At 43.9% G+C, this 14,368-nt stretch carries 19 protein-coding genes and 1 riboswitch; all 19 genes read left to right on the plus strand.

Features of this window, described 5'->3' with window-relative positions; genetic code table 11:
- Positions 1-321 precede the first annotated feature (321 nt).
- A complete protein-coding gene (locus HMPREF3093_RS07200; protein ID WP_070756318.1) occupies positions 322-1,476 on the plus strand; it encodes an ABC transporter substrate-binding protein in 1,155 nt (384 codons plus the stop codon).
- Between the two features lie 155 nt (positions 1,477-1,631).
- Entirely contained in the window at positions 1,632-2,516 is an 885-nt protein-coding gene (locus HMPREF3093_RS07205) for a branched-chain amino acid ABC transporter permease (protein ID WP_070756319.1), read from the plus strand.
- Between the two features lie 10 nt (positions 2,517-2,526).
- On the plus strand, positions 2,527-3,486 hold the full coding sequence (locus HMPREF3093_RS07210) for a branched-chain amino acid ABC transporter permease (protein ID WP_070756320.1): 960 nt from the start codon (positions 2,527-2,529) through the stop codon (positions 3,484-3,486).
- Positions 3,486-4,262: an ABC transporter ATP-binding protein gene (locus HMPREF3093_RS07215; RefSeq protein WP_023391421.1), complete on the plus strand. Its 777-nt coding sequence runs from the start codon at positions 3,486-3,488 to the stop codon at positions 4,260-4,262. The genes HMPREF3093_RS07210 and HMPREF3093_RS07215 overlap by 1 nt, the downstream gene beginning before the upstream one ends.
- Positions 4,262-4,966, plus strand: a complete 705-nt coding sequence (locus tag HMPREF3093_RS07220) for an ABC transporter ATP-binding protein (RefSeq protein WP_070756321.1) — start codon at positions 4,262-4,264, stop codon at positions 4,964-4,966. The genes HMPREF3093_RS07215 and HMPREF3093_RS07220 overlap by 1 nt, the downstream gene beginning before the upstream one ends.
- Before the next feature lie 4 nt (positions 4,967-4,970).
- Positions 4,971-5,615, plus strand: coding sequence for a CBS domain-containing protein (locus HMPREF3093_RS07225; RefSeq protein ID WP_070756322.1), 645 nt, complete (start codon positions 4,971-4,973; stop codon positions 5,613-5,615).
- Positions 5,616-5,938: 323 nt separating this feature from the next.
- Complete coding sequence (locus tag HMPREF3093_RS07230; protein ID WP_070756323.1) at positions 5,939-6,259, plus strand: hypothetical protein; 321 nt, start codon at positions 5,939-5,941, stop codon at positions 6,257-6,259.
- A 74-nt stretch (positions 6,260-6,333) separates the two neighbouring features.
- Complete coding sequence (locus HMPREF3093_RS07235; RefSeq protein ID WP_070756324.1) at positions 6,334-6,690, plus strand: hypothetical protein; 357 nt, start codon at positions 6,334-6,336, stop codon at positions 6,688-6,690.
- A 37-nt stretch (positions 6,691-6,727) separates the two neighbouring features.
- On the plus strand, positions 6,728-7,069 hold the full coding sequence (locus HMPREF3093_RS07240) for a hypothetical protein (RefSeq protein WP_070756325.1): 342 nt from the start codon (positions 6,728-6,730) through the stop codon (positions 7,067-7,069).
- A 396-nt stretch (positions 7,070-7,465) separates the two neighbouring features.
- Positions 7,466-8,200, plus strand: coding sequence for a hypothetical protein (locus tag HMPREF3093_RS07245; protein ID WP_070756326.1), 735 nt, complete (start codon positions 7,466-7,468; stop codon positions 8,198-8,200).
- A gap of 62 nt (positions 8,201-8,262) precedes the next feature.
- Positions 8,263-8,658 (plus strand): DUF1310 family protein, encoded by a 396-nt coding sequence (locus tag HMPREF3093_RS07250; protein WP_070756327.1) that lies wholly within the window; start codon positions 8,263-8,265, stop codon positions 8,656-8,658.
- A gap of 102 nt (positions 8,659-8,760) precedes the next feature.
- Positions 8,761-9,312, plus strand: a complete 552-nt coding sequence (locus tag HMPREF3093_RS07255) for a hypothetical protein (RefSeq protein ID WP_070756328.1) — start codon at positions 8,761-8,763, stop codon at positions 9,310-9,312.
- A gap of 75 nt (positions 9,313-9,387) precedes the next feature.
- Entirely contained in the window at positions 9,388-9,780 is a 393-nt protein-coding gene (locus HMPREF3093_RS07260; protein WP_070756329.1) for a DUF1310 family protein, read from the plus strand.
- 102 nt (positions 9,781-9,882) lie between these two features.
- The gene (locus tag HMPREF3093_RS07265; RefSeq protein WP_070756330.1) at positions 9,883-10,554 is read left to right on the plus strand and encodes a tandem-type lipoprotein; all 672 of its coding nucleotides are present in this window, start codon (positions 9,883-9,885) and stop codon (positions 10,552-10,554) included.
- Between the two features lie 77 nt (positions 10,555-10,631).
- Positions 10,632-11,303, plus strand: a complete 672-nt coding sequence (locus tag HMPREF3093_RS07270; RefSeq protein ID WP_070756331.1) for a hypothetical protein — start codon at positions 10,632-10,634, stop codon at positions 11,301-11,303.
- Between the two features lie 91 nt (positions 11,304-11,394).
- Entirely contained in the window at positions 11,395-12,111 is a 717-nt protein-coding gene (locus HMPREF3093_RS07275) for a hypothetical protein (protein WP_070756332.1), read from the plus strand.
- Between the two features lie 147 nt (positions 12,112-12,258).
- Positions 12,259-12,930, plus strand: a complete 672-nt coding sequence (locus HMPREF3093_RS07280) for a hypothetical protein (protein WP_070756333.1) — start codon at positions 12,259-12,261, stop codon at positions 12,928-12,930.
- A gap of 13 nt (positions 12,931-12,943) precedes the next feature.
- Positions 12,944-13,480 carry a hypothetical protein gene (locus HMPREF3093_RS07285; RefSeq protein ID WP_143227682.1) on the plus strand — a complete coding sequence of 179 codons (537 nt, stop codon included), beginning with the start codon at positions 12,944-12,946 and terminating at the stop codon, positions 13,478-13,480.
- Between the two features lie 72 nt (positions 13,481-13,552).
- Complete coding sequence (locus tag HMPREF3093_RS07290; RefSeq protein ID WP_180363285.1) at positions 13,553-14,182, plus strand: hypothetical protein; 630 nt, start codon at positions 13,553-13,555, stop codon at positions 14,180-14,182.
- Between the two features lie 72 nt (positions 14,183-14,254).
- Positions 14,255-14,360, plus strand: a riboswitch (TPP riboswitch).
- Positions 14,361-14,368: the final 8 nt, after the last annotated feature.

Here is a 14,368-nt window from a genome sequence, read left to right on the forward strand (position 1 = left end):
TGGTCCACTTTGGAGAGTGGACCACTGGCTCTCAGGAAATCAGCGAAAACGGGCCGAAATCCAGGAAAAGCTCCGCGCCAGTGGCCCACTCCGTCGAGTGGACCACTAGCTCCCCAGCAACCCACCTAAACCAGGCCACAATCCAGAAATCCCCCTCAAGCCAGCCACGCAAAACGGCACCGATTCCGCGCTACATAAGGCCTAGACAAGAAAATGAGCAAAAGATTAAAAAACTTTAATAAAAGCATTGTAAAATGAGCCGGAGTAGTGTATACTTTTCTCATCATCATGATTTAGGAACCATATTTTAGGAGGTACACTATGAATTTTAAAAAGTTAGGAACAGCACTCTTCGCGGGTCTCTTGCTCGCATCCCCATTAGCAACTGTCTCAGCCCAAGACACCGTTAAAGTCGGCGGTAACTTCGAGCTCTCAGGGGCGGCAGCTGCTTACGGGACGCCAATGGCTAGTGGTTTGAAATTAGCTGTTAAGCAATACAATGAAGAACACGGCGGCGTTAACGGCAAGAAAGTCGAAGCGCAAGTCGAAGACAACAAGTCTGATAAGACAGAAGCCGCTGCGGCTGCAACCAAATTGGTCGCTGCCGGCGTGGCAGGGATTGTAGGTCCTGCAACTACCGGGGATGCCTTAGCAGAAATTCCAGTCGCTAACGACGGCAAAACACCAGCTATCTTCCCTGCTGCAACTGGTAACGGGATTACCCTCGACTCTGCAGGCAAAGTCTACGACTACATCTACCGTGTCTGCTTCGAAGACTCCTTCCAAGGGGTGGCCGCTGCTAACTACTTAGCAGATACTCAAGGTTACAAGAAAGTGGTTCTCTTGGTTGACCAAGCGAACGACTACTCACAAGGTTTGGCTGATAGCTTCGTTAAGCAATTTGAAGCTAAAGGCGGGACCATCGTAGCCAAAGAATCTTACCAAACTAACGATACTGACTTCTTAACTGTCTTGACTAACATCTCTACTCAAGACTTCGACGCCCTCTACGTACCGGGTTACTATACTGAAGCTGGTTTGATCATCAAGCAAGCGCGTGAACTCGGGATCGACAAGCCAATCGTTGGTGGTGACGGTTTTGCTAACGACACCTTGGTTGAATTAGCAGGTAAAGACAACCTTAACAACGTCTTCTATACTTCTCACTACTCTGACAAGAGTGAAGACCCAGCAGTTAAGAAATTCGTAGAAGCCTATGAAAAAGAATACGGCAAGAAGCCAGATACTTTCGCAGCTCTCGCTTACGATGCGACTAACGTGCTCTTGCAAGCTATCAAGGATGCAGGCTCAACTGACCCACAAGAAGTGAACAAAGCCTTGGCTAAGATCAAAGACTTCAAAGGGGTAACCGGGACCTTCTCATTTGACGAAAAACACAACCCAGTGAAGACAGCGGTAATGCTCCACTTCGAAAAAGGTGAAGTTACCGAAGCTGTGAACGTGTCAGCTGAGTAATAGACAGCAGACCCCCCTCATGCTAGTGTCGTATTGTTGCTTGGACATCCAGTCATAGCACAATACGACCTTTTTCATGAAGAAGTATGGCGCCTTAGCCTTAGGACTGCTATACTTAATTTATAGCCATCATACATAGAAAGGAGCTTATGCCTATGAACCTCCAGTGGTTCTTACAACAACTTTTTAACGGCTTGTCGACGGGGAGTATCTACGCCTTGATCGCCTTGGGTTATACCATGGTCTATGGGACCATCCGCTTGATTAACTTCGCCCACGGGGACATCCTCATGATGGGGGCCTTCTTCGGTTTCTATCTGGTTAATGTCCAGGGCATGGACTTCTACTTATCCTTAGCTTTAACCATGGTCTTCACCTCCGTCTTAGGGGTGACCATTGAACGGGTGGCTTACAAGCCCCTACGTAAATCGACTCGGGTAGCTGCCCTTATCACCGCGATTGGGGTCTCCTTCCTCTTAGAAAATGCCATGATCTATTTCTTCGGTCCGGAAGTCAAGGCTTACCCAACTAGCTTTACGACCACCACCTTCAAAGTGATGGGAGCAGTCATTAACTCCAAACAAATCTTAATCTTCGTGACCACTATCCTCTTAATGGTAGCTCTACAATTTATTGTTAAGTACACCAAGATGGGGAAAGCCATGCGGGCGGTTGCGGTCGATGAAGAAGCAGCTCAACTCATGGGGATTAACGTTGACGCGGTGATTTCCTTTACCTTTGCGCTAGGCTCTGCCCTGGCAGGGGTAGCCGGCGTCCTCTACGGTCTCTACTCCAACCAAATGGCGGCCACCATGGGCTTGACGCCAGGGCTTAAGGCCTTCGTCGCAGCCGTTGTCGGTGGGATTGGCTCCATTCCAGGTGCCATGGTCGGGGGTTACCTAATCGGTCTCTTGGAGACCTTCGTCTCAGCCTTCGGGGGCTCTGCCTTCAAGGATGCGGCCGTATACGCCCTCTTAATTGTTATCTTGCTCGTCTTGCCGGCAGGTCTCTTCGGTAAGAACGTCAAAGAGAAAGTGTAGGTGAAGCCACATGCAACGATTCCATCAACGCAACTTCGTTTGGTTGACGGCAGCCCTCTTGGGTTATGGCCTCTTGTGGCTCTTAACGTCGACTAACTTAATCGATTCCTACTACCAAATCACCTTAATCAAAATTATGATTGATGTCATCTATGCCATCGGGCTCAACCTAGTCTTAGGGGTAGCCGGCCAGTTCTCGCTTGGGCATGCGGCCTTTATCGCTGTGGGGGCTTACTCAGGTGCCATCTTCGCAACACGTCATGCAGACCTAGGGGGTCTCTGGACTGGGATGCTAGTCGGTGCGGTAGTGGCCGCTGTCTTGGCTGTCTTAGTCGGGATTCCAACCTTGCGCTTACGCGGGGACTACTTGGCCATCGCCACGCTAGGTGTTTCTGAAATCATCCGGGTCGTCATCACCAACTACAAGTCCCTGACCAACGGGCCTCAAGGGATTAACGCCATTCCTAAAGTGGCAACCTGGCCATTGGTTTACTTCTTCATGGTAGTGACCACCATCGTCATCCTCAACTACTTCTACTCCAGTGCGGGCCGGGCAACCTATGCCATCGAGCAAGATGAGATTGCCGCAGAGTCCATGGGGGTGAACGTGACTAAGTACAAGGTGATCGCCTTCGTCTTAGGTGCCATTACTGCCGCTATCGGCGGTGCCCTCTATGCTGGTAACATTGGGGTCGTCACCCCAGGGGACTTCACCTTCAACAAGTCCATTGATGTCCTCATTATCGTCGTATTCGGCGGGATTGGGAGTTTCACCGGTTCCTTCGTGGCAGCCGTGGTCTTAGGGATTCTCAACACCCTCTTACAACCTTATGGGCAACTTCGTATGGTCATCTATGCCATTGCCCTCATCCTAATCATGATCTTCAGACCGGGTGGTCTCCTAGGAACCTGGGAATTACGTCTAGGCTCCCTCTTAACCAAGAATAAAGCGAAGAAAGGAGCAGTCTAATGGCCTTACTAGAAGTCAATCAACTTACTAAAAACTTTGGCGGTTTGGCAGCCGTGTCCAACGTCTCCCTCAAGTTAGAAGAGCAAGAGCTTGTAGGCCTTATCGGTCCTAACGGGGCCGGCAAGACCACCTTCTTCAACCTCTTAACAGGCGTCTACGAGCCAACAGAAGGGACTGTCACCTTATCCACTGCTGATGGGGTCAAGACCTTGAACGGCATGGCACCTTATAAGATTAACCAACTAGGCTTGGCGCGGACCTTCCAAAACATCCGCCTCTTCAAAGACCAAAGCGTCTTGGAAAACGTCATGGTAGCCATGCACGGGCACAATCATGATGCCATCTGGTCCAGCATTTTCCGGACCAAGGCCTACTATGAGACAGAAGCTAAGATGAAGGCTAAAGCCTTAGAACTCTTGGAAATCTTCGACCTAGCCCAATACGCTCAAGACAAGGCTAAGAACTTGGCCTACGGTCAACAACGCCGTCTGGAAATCGTCCGGGCCCTGGCCACCGAACCTAAGATTCTCTTCTTAGACGAGCCAGCAGCCGGCATGAACCCAGCAGAAACCGCTGAGTTAACCGCCCTAATCGAACAGATTCGCCAACAATTTGGCTTAACCATCGTCTTGATCGAACACGATATGGCCCTGGTTATGGAAATCTGCCAACGCATCTATGTCTTGGAATACGGCCGTCTCTTGGCCCAAGGCACACCAGAAGAAATTCGTCAGAACCCAGATGTTATCCGGGCCTACCTAGGAGGTGACGCCTAATGTTACGTGTTGAGAACTTAGCCGTCAACTACGGCATGATTAATGCAGTCCGTGGCGTTAACTTCGAAGTTAACCAAGGGGAGATTGTCTCCCTGATTGGGGCCAACGGGGCCGGTAAATCGACCATCCTGCGGACCATTTCTGGTTTAATTAAGCCCGCTTCCGGGACCCTGACCTACGAAGGCCAGAACATTACCAAAACCAACGCGCAGAAGATTGTCCAGCTAGGGATTTCCCACGTGCCAGAAGGCCGTCACGTCTTCAAAGGCCTGTCTGTCCGCGAAAACTTGGAAATGGGCGCCTTCTTACGCAAGGACCGCGCCAATATCGAAGAAGATATTCAAGCAGTTTATGACCGCTTCCCAGTCTTGGGCGAGCGTCAGAAGCAGGATGCTTCCACCCTATCAGGTGGGGAGCAACAGATGCTAGCCATGGGACGAGCCCTCATGTCCAAGCCTAAGCTACTTTTACTGGATGAGCCATCCATGGGCTTGGCGCCAATCTTCATCCAGGAAATCTTCAACATTATTCAACAGATTCAAGCTCAAGGGACCACCGTCCTCTTGATTGAACAAAATGCCAAGATGGCCCTGTCCATTGCTAGTCGGGGTTACGTCTTGGAAACCGGTAAGATTGTTCTGAGCGGAACCGGCCAAGAGCTCCTCGAGAGCGACGCCGTCCAAAAAGCATACTTAGGAGGTTAAGCAAATGTACGTTAAAAACTATATGTCAACCGACTTGGTGACCATCACGCCAGATACCACTGTCATTAAGGCGCTGGACTTGATGCGCCAACACGACATTCACCGTTTGCCAGTCGTAGTCAAAGGCCAATTGGTAGGGCTCTTAACAGAGTCTGTCATTGCCAAGAACTCGCCTTCTACCGCGACCAGCCTGAGCGTGCATGAACTCAACTACTTGCTCAACAAGACGACAGCGGCAGACATTATGATTCGCCGCGTCATTACCACAAGCCCAGATGCCCTCTTGGAGCAAGCCGCTTCTGAGATGCGCAATATGGACGTCGGTGTCCTGGTTGTCATGGACCACGCCCAATTAGTGGGGATTATCACTGACAAGGACATCTTCGAAGCCTTCATTGACATCAATGGCTACTACACCCCAGGGACTCGTTTCGTGGTAGAAGTAGTCGATGACAAGGCAGGTATTCTAGAGGACATCGGTGAGACAACTGCTAAGCATAACTGGAGCATCACCCAAATGAACGTCTACCACTTGGACGACAAGACCAATGTGGTGGTTCACGTGGATACTCAAGATTCTGAGGAAGTCGCGCGCGTCTTTCAAGAAAAAGGCTACAAAGTGTCTGGTGTCTTCGTGAAGCCGGAATAAAGCTAAGAACTAAGGAACAGGCTGAGTTTCATCTCAGCCTGTTTTTTGTATTCTGATAGCAAGGTGCATAGAATGATAAAAGTAATAATTAAATATGCAAAAATATTAAGTTAAAATATGACTATGATTGCTTTGAAATATAGCACATGTTATAAATTGACTGTTGAATATAAATGGAAACCTAATGATTACAAAAAAGTGCATAGAAAAATAAATGAAGCGCTTGCAAGGTCGGTTAAAGAGGACTATAATAAGGCTATAAGGTGGTATTGTAGCCAGATACCATCAAATTTAAGCCTAGAAATATAGTGGGAGGTATCCTTATGTTTGTTGAAAATGACTATATCTTACGCCAAATCAAGCAGATTATTCGAAATTTGGCTAGTTTAACAAATTTGCAGACCGTTTTTGATTTATTGAGTGATACCATCAATGTACAGGATGAAGCCACTGTTCTTAAGGTTACAAATGCCTACTATGCAGAATTAATACGTATCAAATTGCAAAGTAAAGATAGTGAGTACATGGAGAGGTTGAGTCATAATTCTGGCCTGCCGCTTCATGCCCTAAATAAAATGGTAAGCGGGGAAGAAATGCTAAATAAAGAACAAGTCGAATTATTAAAAGCCTATTTTGGAGACTAAAGATAAGGTTGAGTGGGAAAACTTAGGATTAAATAACCTTGTTGGCTACTAGCATACTTGAGTAGGTGATGATAATGAAGTCATTCAGAAAGATAATCTGGACTATTGTGGCCATACAATTTGTCTTTACTACTATATGTTTTGTCTTTGTCGCACCTGAAACAGTCATTACCCACTTCGGATTTAAGGGGATTGATTCAGTGGGGCCACGCTATATGCTGTTTTTGGAGCCGATTTGCACCGTAATTAGTGGTCTTTTGATAATATGGGTAGCAAAAGTTAGACGGCGTGAGAATGGAATTAAGGAAAATGTGGAAGTGATTATGCCCGCTGAAGGGATGTTGTTAACGGGGCATTTGTTGATTGCTGTCATCATGTCAGTTTTGATATTAGATCAAATAGGACTTACGCATATCTTACAACTTTATTGAATGATGCCTAATCAGAGAAGGGGAGGGGTGAGCGGGTATGAGAACCTTTAGGAAAGTCCTATGGGCCCTTGTGGTGGCTCAGCTCTTGTTTACGCTTGTCTGTTACCTAGTGATTGCGCCTCAGCCAGTCGGCATATTTAGTATGGATGCGCTCAGTTCTAACTACCGGCTCTTCTTAGAGCCTTTCGCCGTCTTCTCTTGTGGCCTAGGCTTGAGCTGGTTGGCAAGATGCTATCGACACAGGAAGGGGATCAAAGCCACCTTCCCAGGACTAGTGCCCTTTGAGACCTATTTGTTGCTGGGCATGTTGGTCTATTGCCTCTTTATGTCCTTCCTGGTTCTAGATCATAGCGGCATCATGCGGATGATGCTGGGCTAGTCAAATCATAATAGAAGTGTTGCTAGCGTGACTAGCAACACTTTTTTATTTTGGCAAGGATGGAGAGTGGCGAGACAGTAGCCTAGCTGGCAATGTATGGCTTACTAACTAACTTTTTCTATAATAATTAGTTGTCATTTCCTGCTGTATAAATTATGAAATAAAGACACCGAAAATATCTGTTGCGCTTACAAAGGTTGATAAAATAATAATTCAGTGTTTACTCAATGTAACAAAATTCCAATCTCTATTGTATTTCTTAGAGGATAAGTAGTATAATATAGGAGTAACAAGATAGGGTGAAGCACACTCTATCAACTGCTAAGTAAGGACTGTGGAGGCTGGTGGGACCCGGCCTCTTTTTGCATATAGAGCCTTTGAAAAAGGAGACAAGTAATGAGTCGATATCTTAAGCGAATTATGATACTGCTTGTATTGGTAGGAATATCAACATTTACCTATACGCGATGGATGGGCCATATGGCTCTGCGTAACTTCGATTACTTAGAAAAATTTTACCCCACTAAGGATTTAAGAGAGTTGTTCAAATACTTCCCGGAAGATTTTGCGATTATCCATATTAGGGAATTTGCTGAAGCAGGAAGCTCCGGGAAATCCATAAGAATCATTATAAAAGGTGAGAGTAAAACTCAAAAGATTAGTGCAATAGCTGAACTCTACAAGGTTCTTCCGGATAAAAATGACCAGAAAATAGAGACCGTAAATCTTACCTATAAGGGTGGCGTGTCCTTTGACATTCCAAAAGACAAGCAGATTTCTAATTATCTCAATGATTTTGAACTCTTAATGGCGAATTATGATTATAGAGCTGAGGATTTTGCCCAGGCAAAGCCCTTAGACATTTATGATAATCCTGTACAAGGCTATTATGAACGGCGCTATAATTTTGAAGCCACAGATTCGCTTTCAAGAGACTATGGTGTGGATTTTTCCAGTTCTAAGTATGTGATTGAATTTGGAAAATCGCTGTCACGTTTAGGCGGATTTTTTGATAATACCATACGCATTCGAATGCAAGATTCCGAATCCAGGAGTAATGAAGCAAGAACGATGATAATTTGTAGCGAAACGATTAGTGCTGCCCGGTCAAATTTAGGCAGCGAGCACTGACAAATAGACTTAAAGTCTAAGAGCAATCGCTTCATTGGGTTCTAAATGAAAGGGAGAAAGATATGCGAGTTATAAGAACCTCGTTCATTATTGTCTTTTGTATAGTAGGTGCGCTATTTTTGGCTTATCAAGGTGTATATTGGATGGTCCAGAATAATAAGAAGGCTCAATACGCAGAGCTTGTTAGCTTCTTTGATTCGCAGGAAGTAAGGACCGAAATAGAGCAGGTCATCAAATCCGAAGATCCGAAGGCTTTCACTGAGGCAGGAGTAATAAAAAAATATGAATTAGATTATGACAGCATGGGTGTACGAACCGGTAGAAGTATTCGTGTTCTTATCAATGGGGATCCTAGTTTAAATATAGGGGTTAAATATATATTTGTAAACAATAAATGGCAAATGAGTATAGTGACTGTTTCCTATGAATTACAAATACTGCTTGAGTCGAAGGAGTGAAGGAGTATTTCGTTTTAGGTCAACATTTCTGTCGGAATAGTTTATTGGAATTAATTCGGGCGGAATAGGACGTAGGTGTGAGCAGGAGAAGGAGAGCAAAAAATGAACAAGAAGAAACTAATTAAAATACTAGTCATCCTCGGTATCCTTTATGCCTTGGCTGAACTAGGGCGTTATGTCACCGGTAATGATGCGGATACCAATGCTCGCGTGAAAGAGCCTGGCGAGATTGTCGCGACTTTTGACAATGGAGACGGGACTTCGGATTACATCCGTCGTAATGGGCGCGTCTTTCAATTAGAAGTGAATTATCCTGGTGGCGGTGCCGACAATAAGGTTATGATGAGTATTCGCAATCAGTTTGATTATGGGGCAGTGCATGGTTTTGATAAAGATGTAACCAGTAATCACTTCTTGAGGAATTTCCAGGCCTATCTTGCTGTCCGCTTCTCATCGGGTGGCTTTGGGTCCGATAGATCGCGTTATCCTTTCGCGGGGGCTGCGACCAACCCCATTTTCACCAAACTCAAGATTAATAATCAAGCCGCAGATGAGGTGCGAGAGTACACAGACTCGAATGGCAAGACTTGGTATCTCTGGTATTACCGAGATTTGAAACTTAATCTTGGCAATAACGAAGTTAGTTTTGAATGATGAGTGGGAGTTTGAGCAGTATAATTACTCAATTGAATACAGAAGAGATTCTATTAACTTCTAGGAGGTTATAAGATGAAAAAGTGCAAGCAATTCATAAAGAAATGGTATCCCTTCTTGATTGTTATCGGGATGATTTTCGGCCCAATTGTCTATCACGTAGTGGCGGTTCAAGTGGAAATACATAATCTAGTCTACGGTCAAGAATTAAAAGACAAACTGGATACTTATTTCACCAAAAGAGATCAGCATGCCTTTACGCCAGAAGGGACTATACAATCTTATGCAATTAACCCGAAAACAGTGGAACGCACTCCCATGGGCGGTGTAAGAATTAGTGTATCGGTTAATGGTGATGAATCAGTGCAAGTGAGGTTTATTGTGACTAGATTTATGCCGAGTAGGGAAATATCGCTAGGTGCAATTGTAGAATCTCAAGAATTTAAAAACCTATTAGAGGGGAACTAGTAAGGACCATCGTGTTCTAGACCATGCCAACACCCTTGTGAAGTCGCAGTGATAAAATAGATTCTATTGCAACTCATTCCGCCAGAATAGGAGGTTTCACTCATGAAGAAAAAACTCAGACTCCTAATTTTTCTCTGCCTACTAGTCTGCCTAACTGGATGCAAAGTAACCATTGGCGGCTCTATTGAGGAAATGCAAAGTCGCTTCAAAGTTTTAGAACGGCTCTATCCCACTGAGAACGTAGAGGATTTGTTTGAGAAGTTCCCTGAGGGTTTCAGTGTGGTTAATCTCTGGATATACGACAACACGGAATTGAGTGTTGAGGTTAAGGGAAATCCTGATACTCATCAAGTGACGGGGGTAATCGTCCGGCGACCAATTCAGGTTGAAGAGAATATGGTTGAGGAATATAAGAAAGCCATCTATTTTGATAGTGGCCAAATGAAGATGGAGGACGGTAGCCAGGTTCCAGAGGAATTTAAGGACTTCCGCTTCTTATTCCAATCCTTCCATTTTGAAGAAAGCTTCTTTGATACAGCAACTTTTAATGTAAAAAAGACATCTTACACGCCGGGGACCAGCAATTATTTTATTTCATATTATGCCAAGAACGCAGAGCTAGCCAAATATCTAAAAGTGCCTGAGGATAGCCAATTGAAAGTGCAGTTTGAAGGGGATCTCCAAGATGATGAAGAACATCGATTTAGAAGAATCGTCGATGTGGAAGCCGTGGACAGCAGGAAATCGTTTTTCGAAAAAATCCATGCGGAATAGATGACGGAGAATGATAGCTTTGTCTAAATATCTGCTGACGAGAACGATTCTTACTTTAATGTGAGGGAGGTTTCACCATGAAGAAAAAACTAAGACTCCTAATTTTTCTCTGCCTGATAGTCTTCCTAACTGGCTGCAAAGTAACCATTGGCGGCTCTATTGAGGAAATGCAAAGTCGCTTCAAGGTTTTAGAGCGGCTCTATCCTACTGAGAACGTAGAGGGTTTGTTTGAAAAGTTCCCTGATGGTTTCAGCGTGGTTAATCTCTGGCTATACAACAATACGGAGTTGCGTGTTGAGGTTAAGGGAAATCCTGATACCCATCAAGTGACAGGAATGATCGTCCAGCGACCAATTCAGGTTGAAGAGAATATGGTTGAGGAATATAAGAAAGCCATCTATTTTGATAGTGGCCAAATGAAGATGGAGGACGGTAGCCAGGTTCCAGAGGAATTTAAGGATTTCCGCTTCTTATTCCAATCCTTCCATTTTAAAGAAAGTTTCTTTGATATGGCAACATTTAATGTAAAAAAGACATCTTACACGCCGGGAACCAGCAATTACTTTATTTCATATTATGCCAAAAACGAAGAGTTAGCCAAATACCTAAAAGTGCCTGAGGATAGCCAATTGAAAATACAGTTTGGTGGCGACATCAAGGATGATGAAGAACATAAATTTAAACGGACTATTAGTATTGAAGCAACTAAACAGATAATACTGGTTTCTGAGATAATAAGGGCTGAGTAGGAGTATGGGCCTATTAGTTCGATTCGATGAAGATAGAGCGATATAAAATGATGTAGAAGTTAAAGGAAGTCAGGAAAGGTGGAGTTCCATAGTGGGAAAAGTACTTAAATGGCTTGCTATTCTAATAGCCTGCATAGGTTGCATATTTTTCTTAGGGGAGAAGTGGGGCCAACACATGGCAGTACGGAGTTTTGTTTATTTAGATCAATTGTACCCTACGAAAAATCTTGAGGATTTATTTGAGGCATTTCCAAAGGGATTCAGTATCTTGCACATAAAGACGTGCTATGAAAACAAAACAACGATGCAAGTAAGTGTGTATATAATAGGAGATCCTCAGACTAGGTTAATTACTGGGGACGTTGAATTGGAAGCAGATGTTAATGGAAAACGACAATCGTTAGAGAAATTCGACATCACCTATCAAGGCGGCACAAGCTTTAATATTCCAACGGATAAAAAGTCATCCCCTTATCTCAAGAATTTCCAGCTCTTACTTGCAGGTTTCAGTTATAGAAATGCTGATCTAACCAGTAAGAAACTTGTTCGAGTCTACGATAATCCATCTTACGGACGGTATTATAAGGAGTATCTTCTTAATGAGCTAGGCCCAATCGAAGGACAAGATGAGTTGGATTTAGAGAAGTATCAATATTCAATTGAATTCGGAAGAGAGTTGGCACCTTTTAATCTCAGATTTAGAAGTGATATTGGCATTGACATGCCAACACCTTGGCCACAATCTAAAACATTAGTGAGTGTTCGAGAGGTCATAAGCGGAGACGAGTTTAAGGCGACAGAAAAATAGGCGAGAAATCAATGACGAGGAATTTAGCTGGAGGTCTTGATTTCTATAAACGAGGATTCGCAAACCTATATTGATGTAGCAATTATTGATATGGGTAAACATCTTGTAGGCTTTGATAGAATTAAATAACTTCTAGGAGGGTTCACCATGAAGAAGATTCCGATACTTATCTGTTTGCTGGTCCTGATTGGACTAGGTGTAGGATGTAATCTAAATAAAAAAGATGATCAGCAAGTGTTGAAGGACAAATTTAGAGTTCTAAAGCAAATCTATCCTACGGACAAAATAGAAGGCCTATTTAGTCGCTTTCCAAAGGGATTTAAAATTGTGAATCGCCGAAGAGAAGGAGAAATAATAGTTAGTATTGAGTTGATTGGTAATCCTCAGACTAAGGAACTGTCCGGACGAATTATACAAGAAGAGATGCGATCTGGAGAACCCGATCCTGAATTATTGAATAAAGAAATCTACTATCAGGATGGGGAATTTCGGTACGTCGATAACGGAGAAGTTCCGGACTTGCTAAAGGACTTCAAGTTTTTGTTTCAAGTATACGATATTGACAATTTTCTTAGCATAGAATCAGAACCTGTGACATTACGCAATTGGCGTACAGCAGGGACAAGCGACTATAGTCTAGTTCATGATGTAAGTGATGACTTGTTAGCGGATTATATCAAGGTGCCTAGAGGAACAGTTCTTGGAATAAGTGTTAAAGGTGACTTTGATGCAGATGCCAAAGGTAAATTCAAGAAATATATTAGAGTCTGGAATGTTGACTTAGGTAAATCAGTATTCGAAATGATTGTGGAAGAGTAGGAGGAGCAGAATGATGAATAAAATTAGAGGTAAATGGAAGCTACTGCTCTTCCTCCTAATATTAGGTGGAGCTTTCCTAGTGACCCGCCAAGGCGCGGATTCGACTCAAGGCAAGGAGGAGCTAATCGCAACCTTTGACAATGGGATTGGTGGAGTGGATACCATGATTAGAAATGGTAAAGCCCTAACGCTAAAAGTAAGTTCCAAGTCTGCGAAGATTGAAAGTATCGAATGGAAAGACAAGTCTGCTTTTGATTATAATGCAACTAAGAAATTAGAAGACGGACAAGCCTCTATTAGTCTTGAGAAGAGCTTCCGGTTAAGACTAGCGGCTGCCTACCAAACTCAGCAATCACTCTATAGCGCCGGAGCTGGGCACTATCCCCTAGCTGGGGAATCGACAAAGTCTAGTATCAAGAACCTAAAAATCAACGGCCAAGCGGTTGATGAGGTTAAGGAATATGTAGATGCTGACGGTCATACTTGGTACCTCTGGTACTTCAAGAACCTCAAACTGAAAGAAGACGAGAATGTAGTAAGTTTTGAGTGAGCCAAAACAGCTAGATCCTCCCAATATTTGGGTGACTATATTTAATGGCAGAATAGATTTTTAGGACATGGAATGTTAGAGGTGAATAGATTGAAACGCAAATACAAGTTTATAATTTTTTTGGTAGTATATCTGGGTGTTTTTTATAAATTGGGTTGGTTGAAACCTGAACCCTACACAACGACAACTCAAACGCAAACAAGCGATACTGCTACTACCACGACACATTCTGAAACCAAAACCAAAACCGGCATTTCAACGGATGGTGAGGAATTACAGACCTTCAGTTATGGGGAGCTTGGTTCTGATGCCTTAGTCAAAAAGGGTAAGGATTTTGTTCTGCGGGTCTATTATGGGCCTAAGGAGAATGCTAAAGGTTATGGAATGACCTCTCACTCAGCCTTCAATTATGTTGATCCTAAGGAAATAGCTCAAAAAGTTGAGAAAGGAGAGAGTTATCGTTTACTAGACCACTGGGTGCAATCAATTTCTAGGTATCAAAAAATGCTAGAAAAAGATCCGAACGCACGTTATCCTGTTGCAGGAGTAATTAGTTATGAGGGCATTAAGAAACTGCGTATCAACGGCCAAGCAGTTGATGAGATCAAGGAATACGTAGACGCTGACGGTCATACCTGGTACCTCTGGTACTTCAAGAACCTCAAACTGAAAGAAGACGGGAATGTGGTAAGCTTCGACTAGTTAGGGCTTGAATAATAAAACTTACACCAAGCACCGCAATTGCATTCTTACATCAACTTGCATATAATATAGAGGTAACACAAGGGGTGCCGCGCCTGCGGCTGAGATGGGGCTTTGCCTCGGACCCTCATAACCTGATGAAGTTAATACTTACGTAGGGATGTGGCAAGTTGAATCTGACTGATG

This window comes from Abiotrophia sp. HMSC24B09 (assembly GCF_001815865.1).
Lineage (GTDB): Bacteria > Bacillota > Bacilli > Lactobacillales > Aerococcaceae > Abiotrophia.

Coding starts and splice junctions, on each gene's coding strand:
- HMPREF3093_RS07240 (WP_070756325.1), top strand. CDS start 6,728: ATGAGAACCTTTAGGAAAGTCCTATGGGCCCTTGTGGTGGCTCAGCTC.
- HMPREF3093_RS07230 (WP_070756323.1), top strand. CDS start 5,939: ATGTTTGTTGAAAATGACTATATCTTACGCCAAATCAAGCAGATTATT.
- HMPREF3093_RS07225 (WP_070756322.1), top strand. CDS start 4,971: ATGTACGTTAAAAACTATATGTCAACCGACTTGGTGACCATCACGCCA.
- HMPREF3093_RS07235 (WP_070756324.1), top strand. CDS start 6,334: ATGAAGTCATTCAGAAAGATAATCTGGACTATTGTGGCCATACAATTT.
- HMPREF3093_RS07210 (WP_070756320.1), top strand. CDS start 2,527: ATGCAACGATTCCATCAACGCAACTTCGTTTGGTTGACGGCAGCCCTC.
- HMPREF3093_RS07215 (WP_023391421.1), top strand. CDS start 3,486: ATGGCCTTACTAGAAGTCAATCAACTTACTAAAAACTTTGGCGGTTTG.
- HMPREF3093_RS07255 (WP_070756328.1), top strand. CDS start 8,761: ATGAACAAGAAGAAACTAATTAAAATACTAGTCATCCTCGGTATCCTT.
- HMPREF3093_RS07200 (WP_070756318.1), top strand. CDS start 322: ATGAATTTTAAAAAGTTAGGAACAGCACTCTTCGCGGGTCTCTTGCTC.
- HMPREF3093_RS07245 (WP_070756326.1), top strand. CDS start 7,466: ATGAGTCGATATCTTAAGCGAATTATGATACTGCTTGTATTGGTAGGA.
- HMPREF3093_RS07265 (WP_070756330.1), top strand. CDS start 9,883: ATGAAGAAAAAACTCAGACTCCTAATTTTTCTCTGCCTACTAGTCTGC.
- HMPREF3093_RS07260 (WP_070756329.1), top strand. CDS start 9,388: ATGAAAAAGTGCAAGCAATTCATAAAGAAATGGTATCCCTTCTTGATT.
- HMPREF3093_RS07220 (WP_070756321.1), top strand. CDS start 4,262: ATGTTACGTGTTGAGAACTTAGCCGTCAACTACGGCATGATTAATGCA.
- HMPREF3093_RS07280 (WP_070756333.1), top strand. CDS start 12,259: ATGAAGAAGATTCCGATACTTATCTGTTTGCTGGTCCTGATTGGACTA.
- HMPREF3093_RS07250 (WP_070756327.1), top strand. CDS start 8,263: ATGCGAGTTATAAGAACCTCGTTCATTATTGTCTTTTGTATAGTAGGT.
- HMPREF3093_RS07205 (WP_070756319.1), top strand. CDS start 1,632: ATGAACCTCCAGTGGTTCTTACAACAACTTTTTAACGGCTTGTCGACG.
- HMPREF3093_RS07285 (WP_143227682.1), top strand. CDS start 12,944: ATGAATAAAATTAGAGGTAAATGGAAGCTACTGCTCTTCCTCCTAATA.
- HMPREF3093_RS07270 (WP_070756331.1), top strand. CDS start 10,632: ATGAAGAAAAAACTAAGACTCCTAATTTTTCTCTGCCTGATAGTCTTC.
- HMPREF3093_RS07290 (WP_180363285.1), top strand. CDS start 13,553: ATGTTAGAGGTGAATAGATTGAAACGCAAATACAAGTTTATAATTTTT.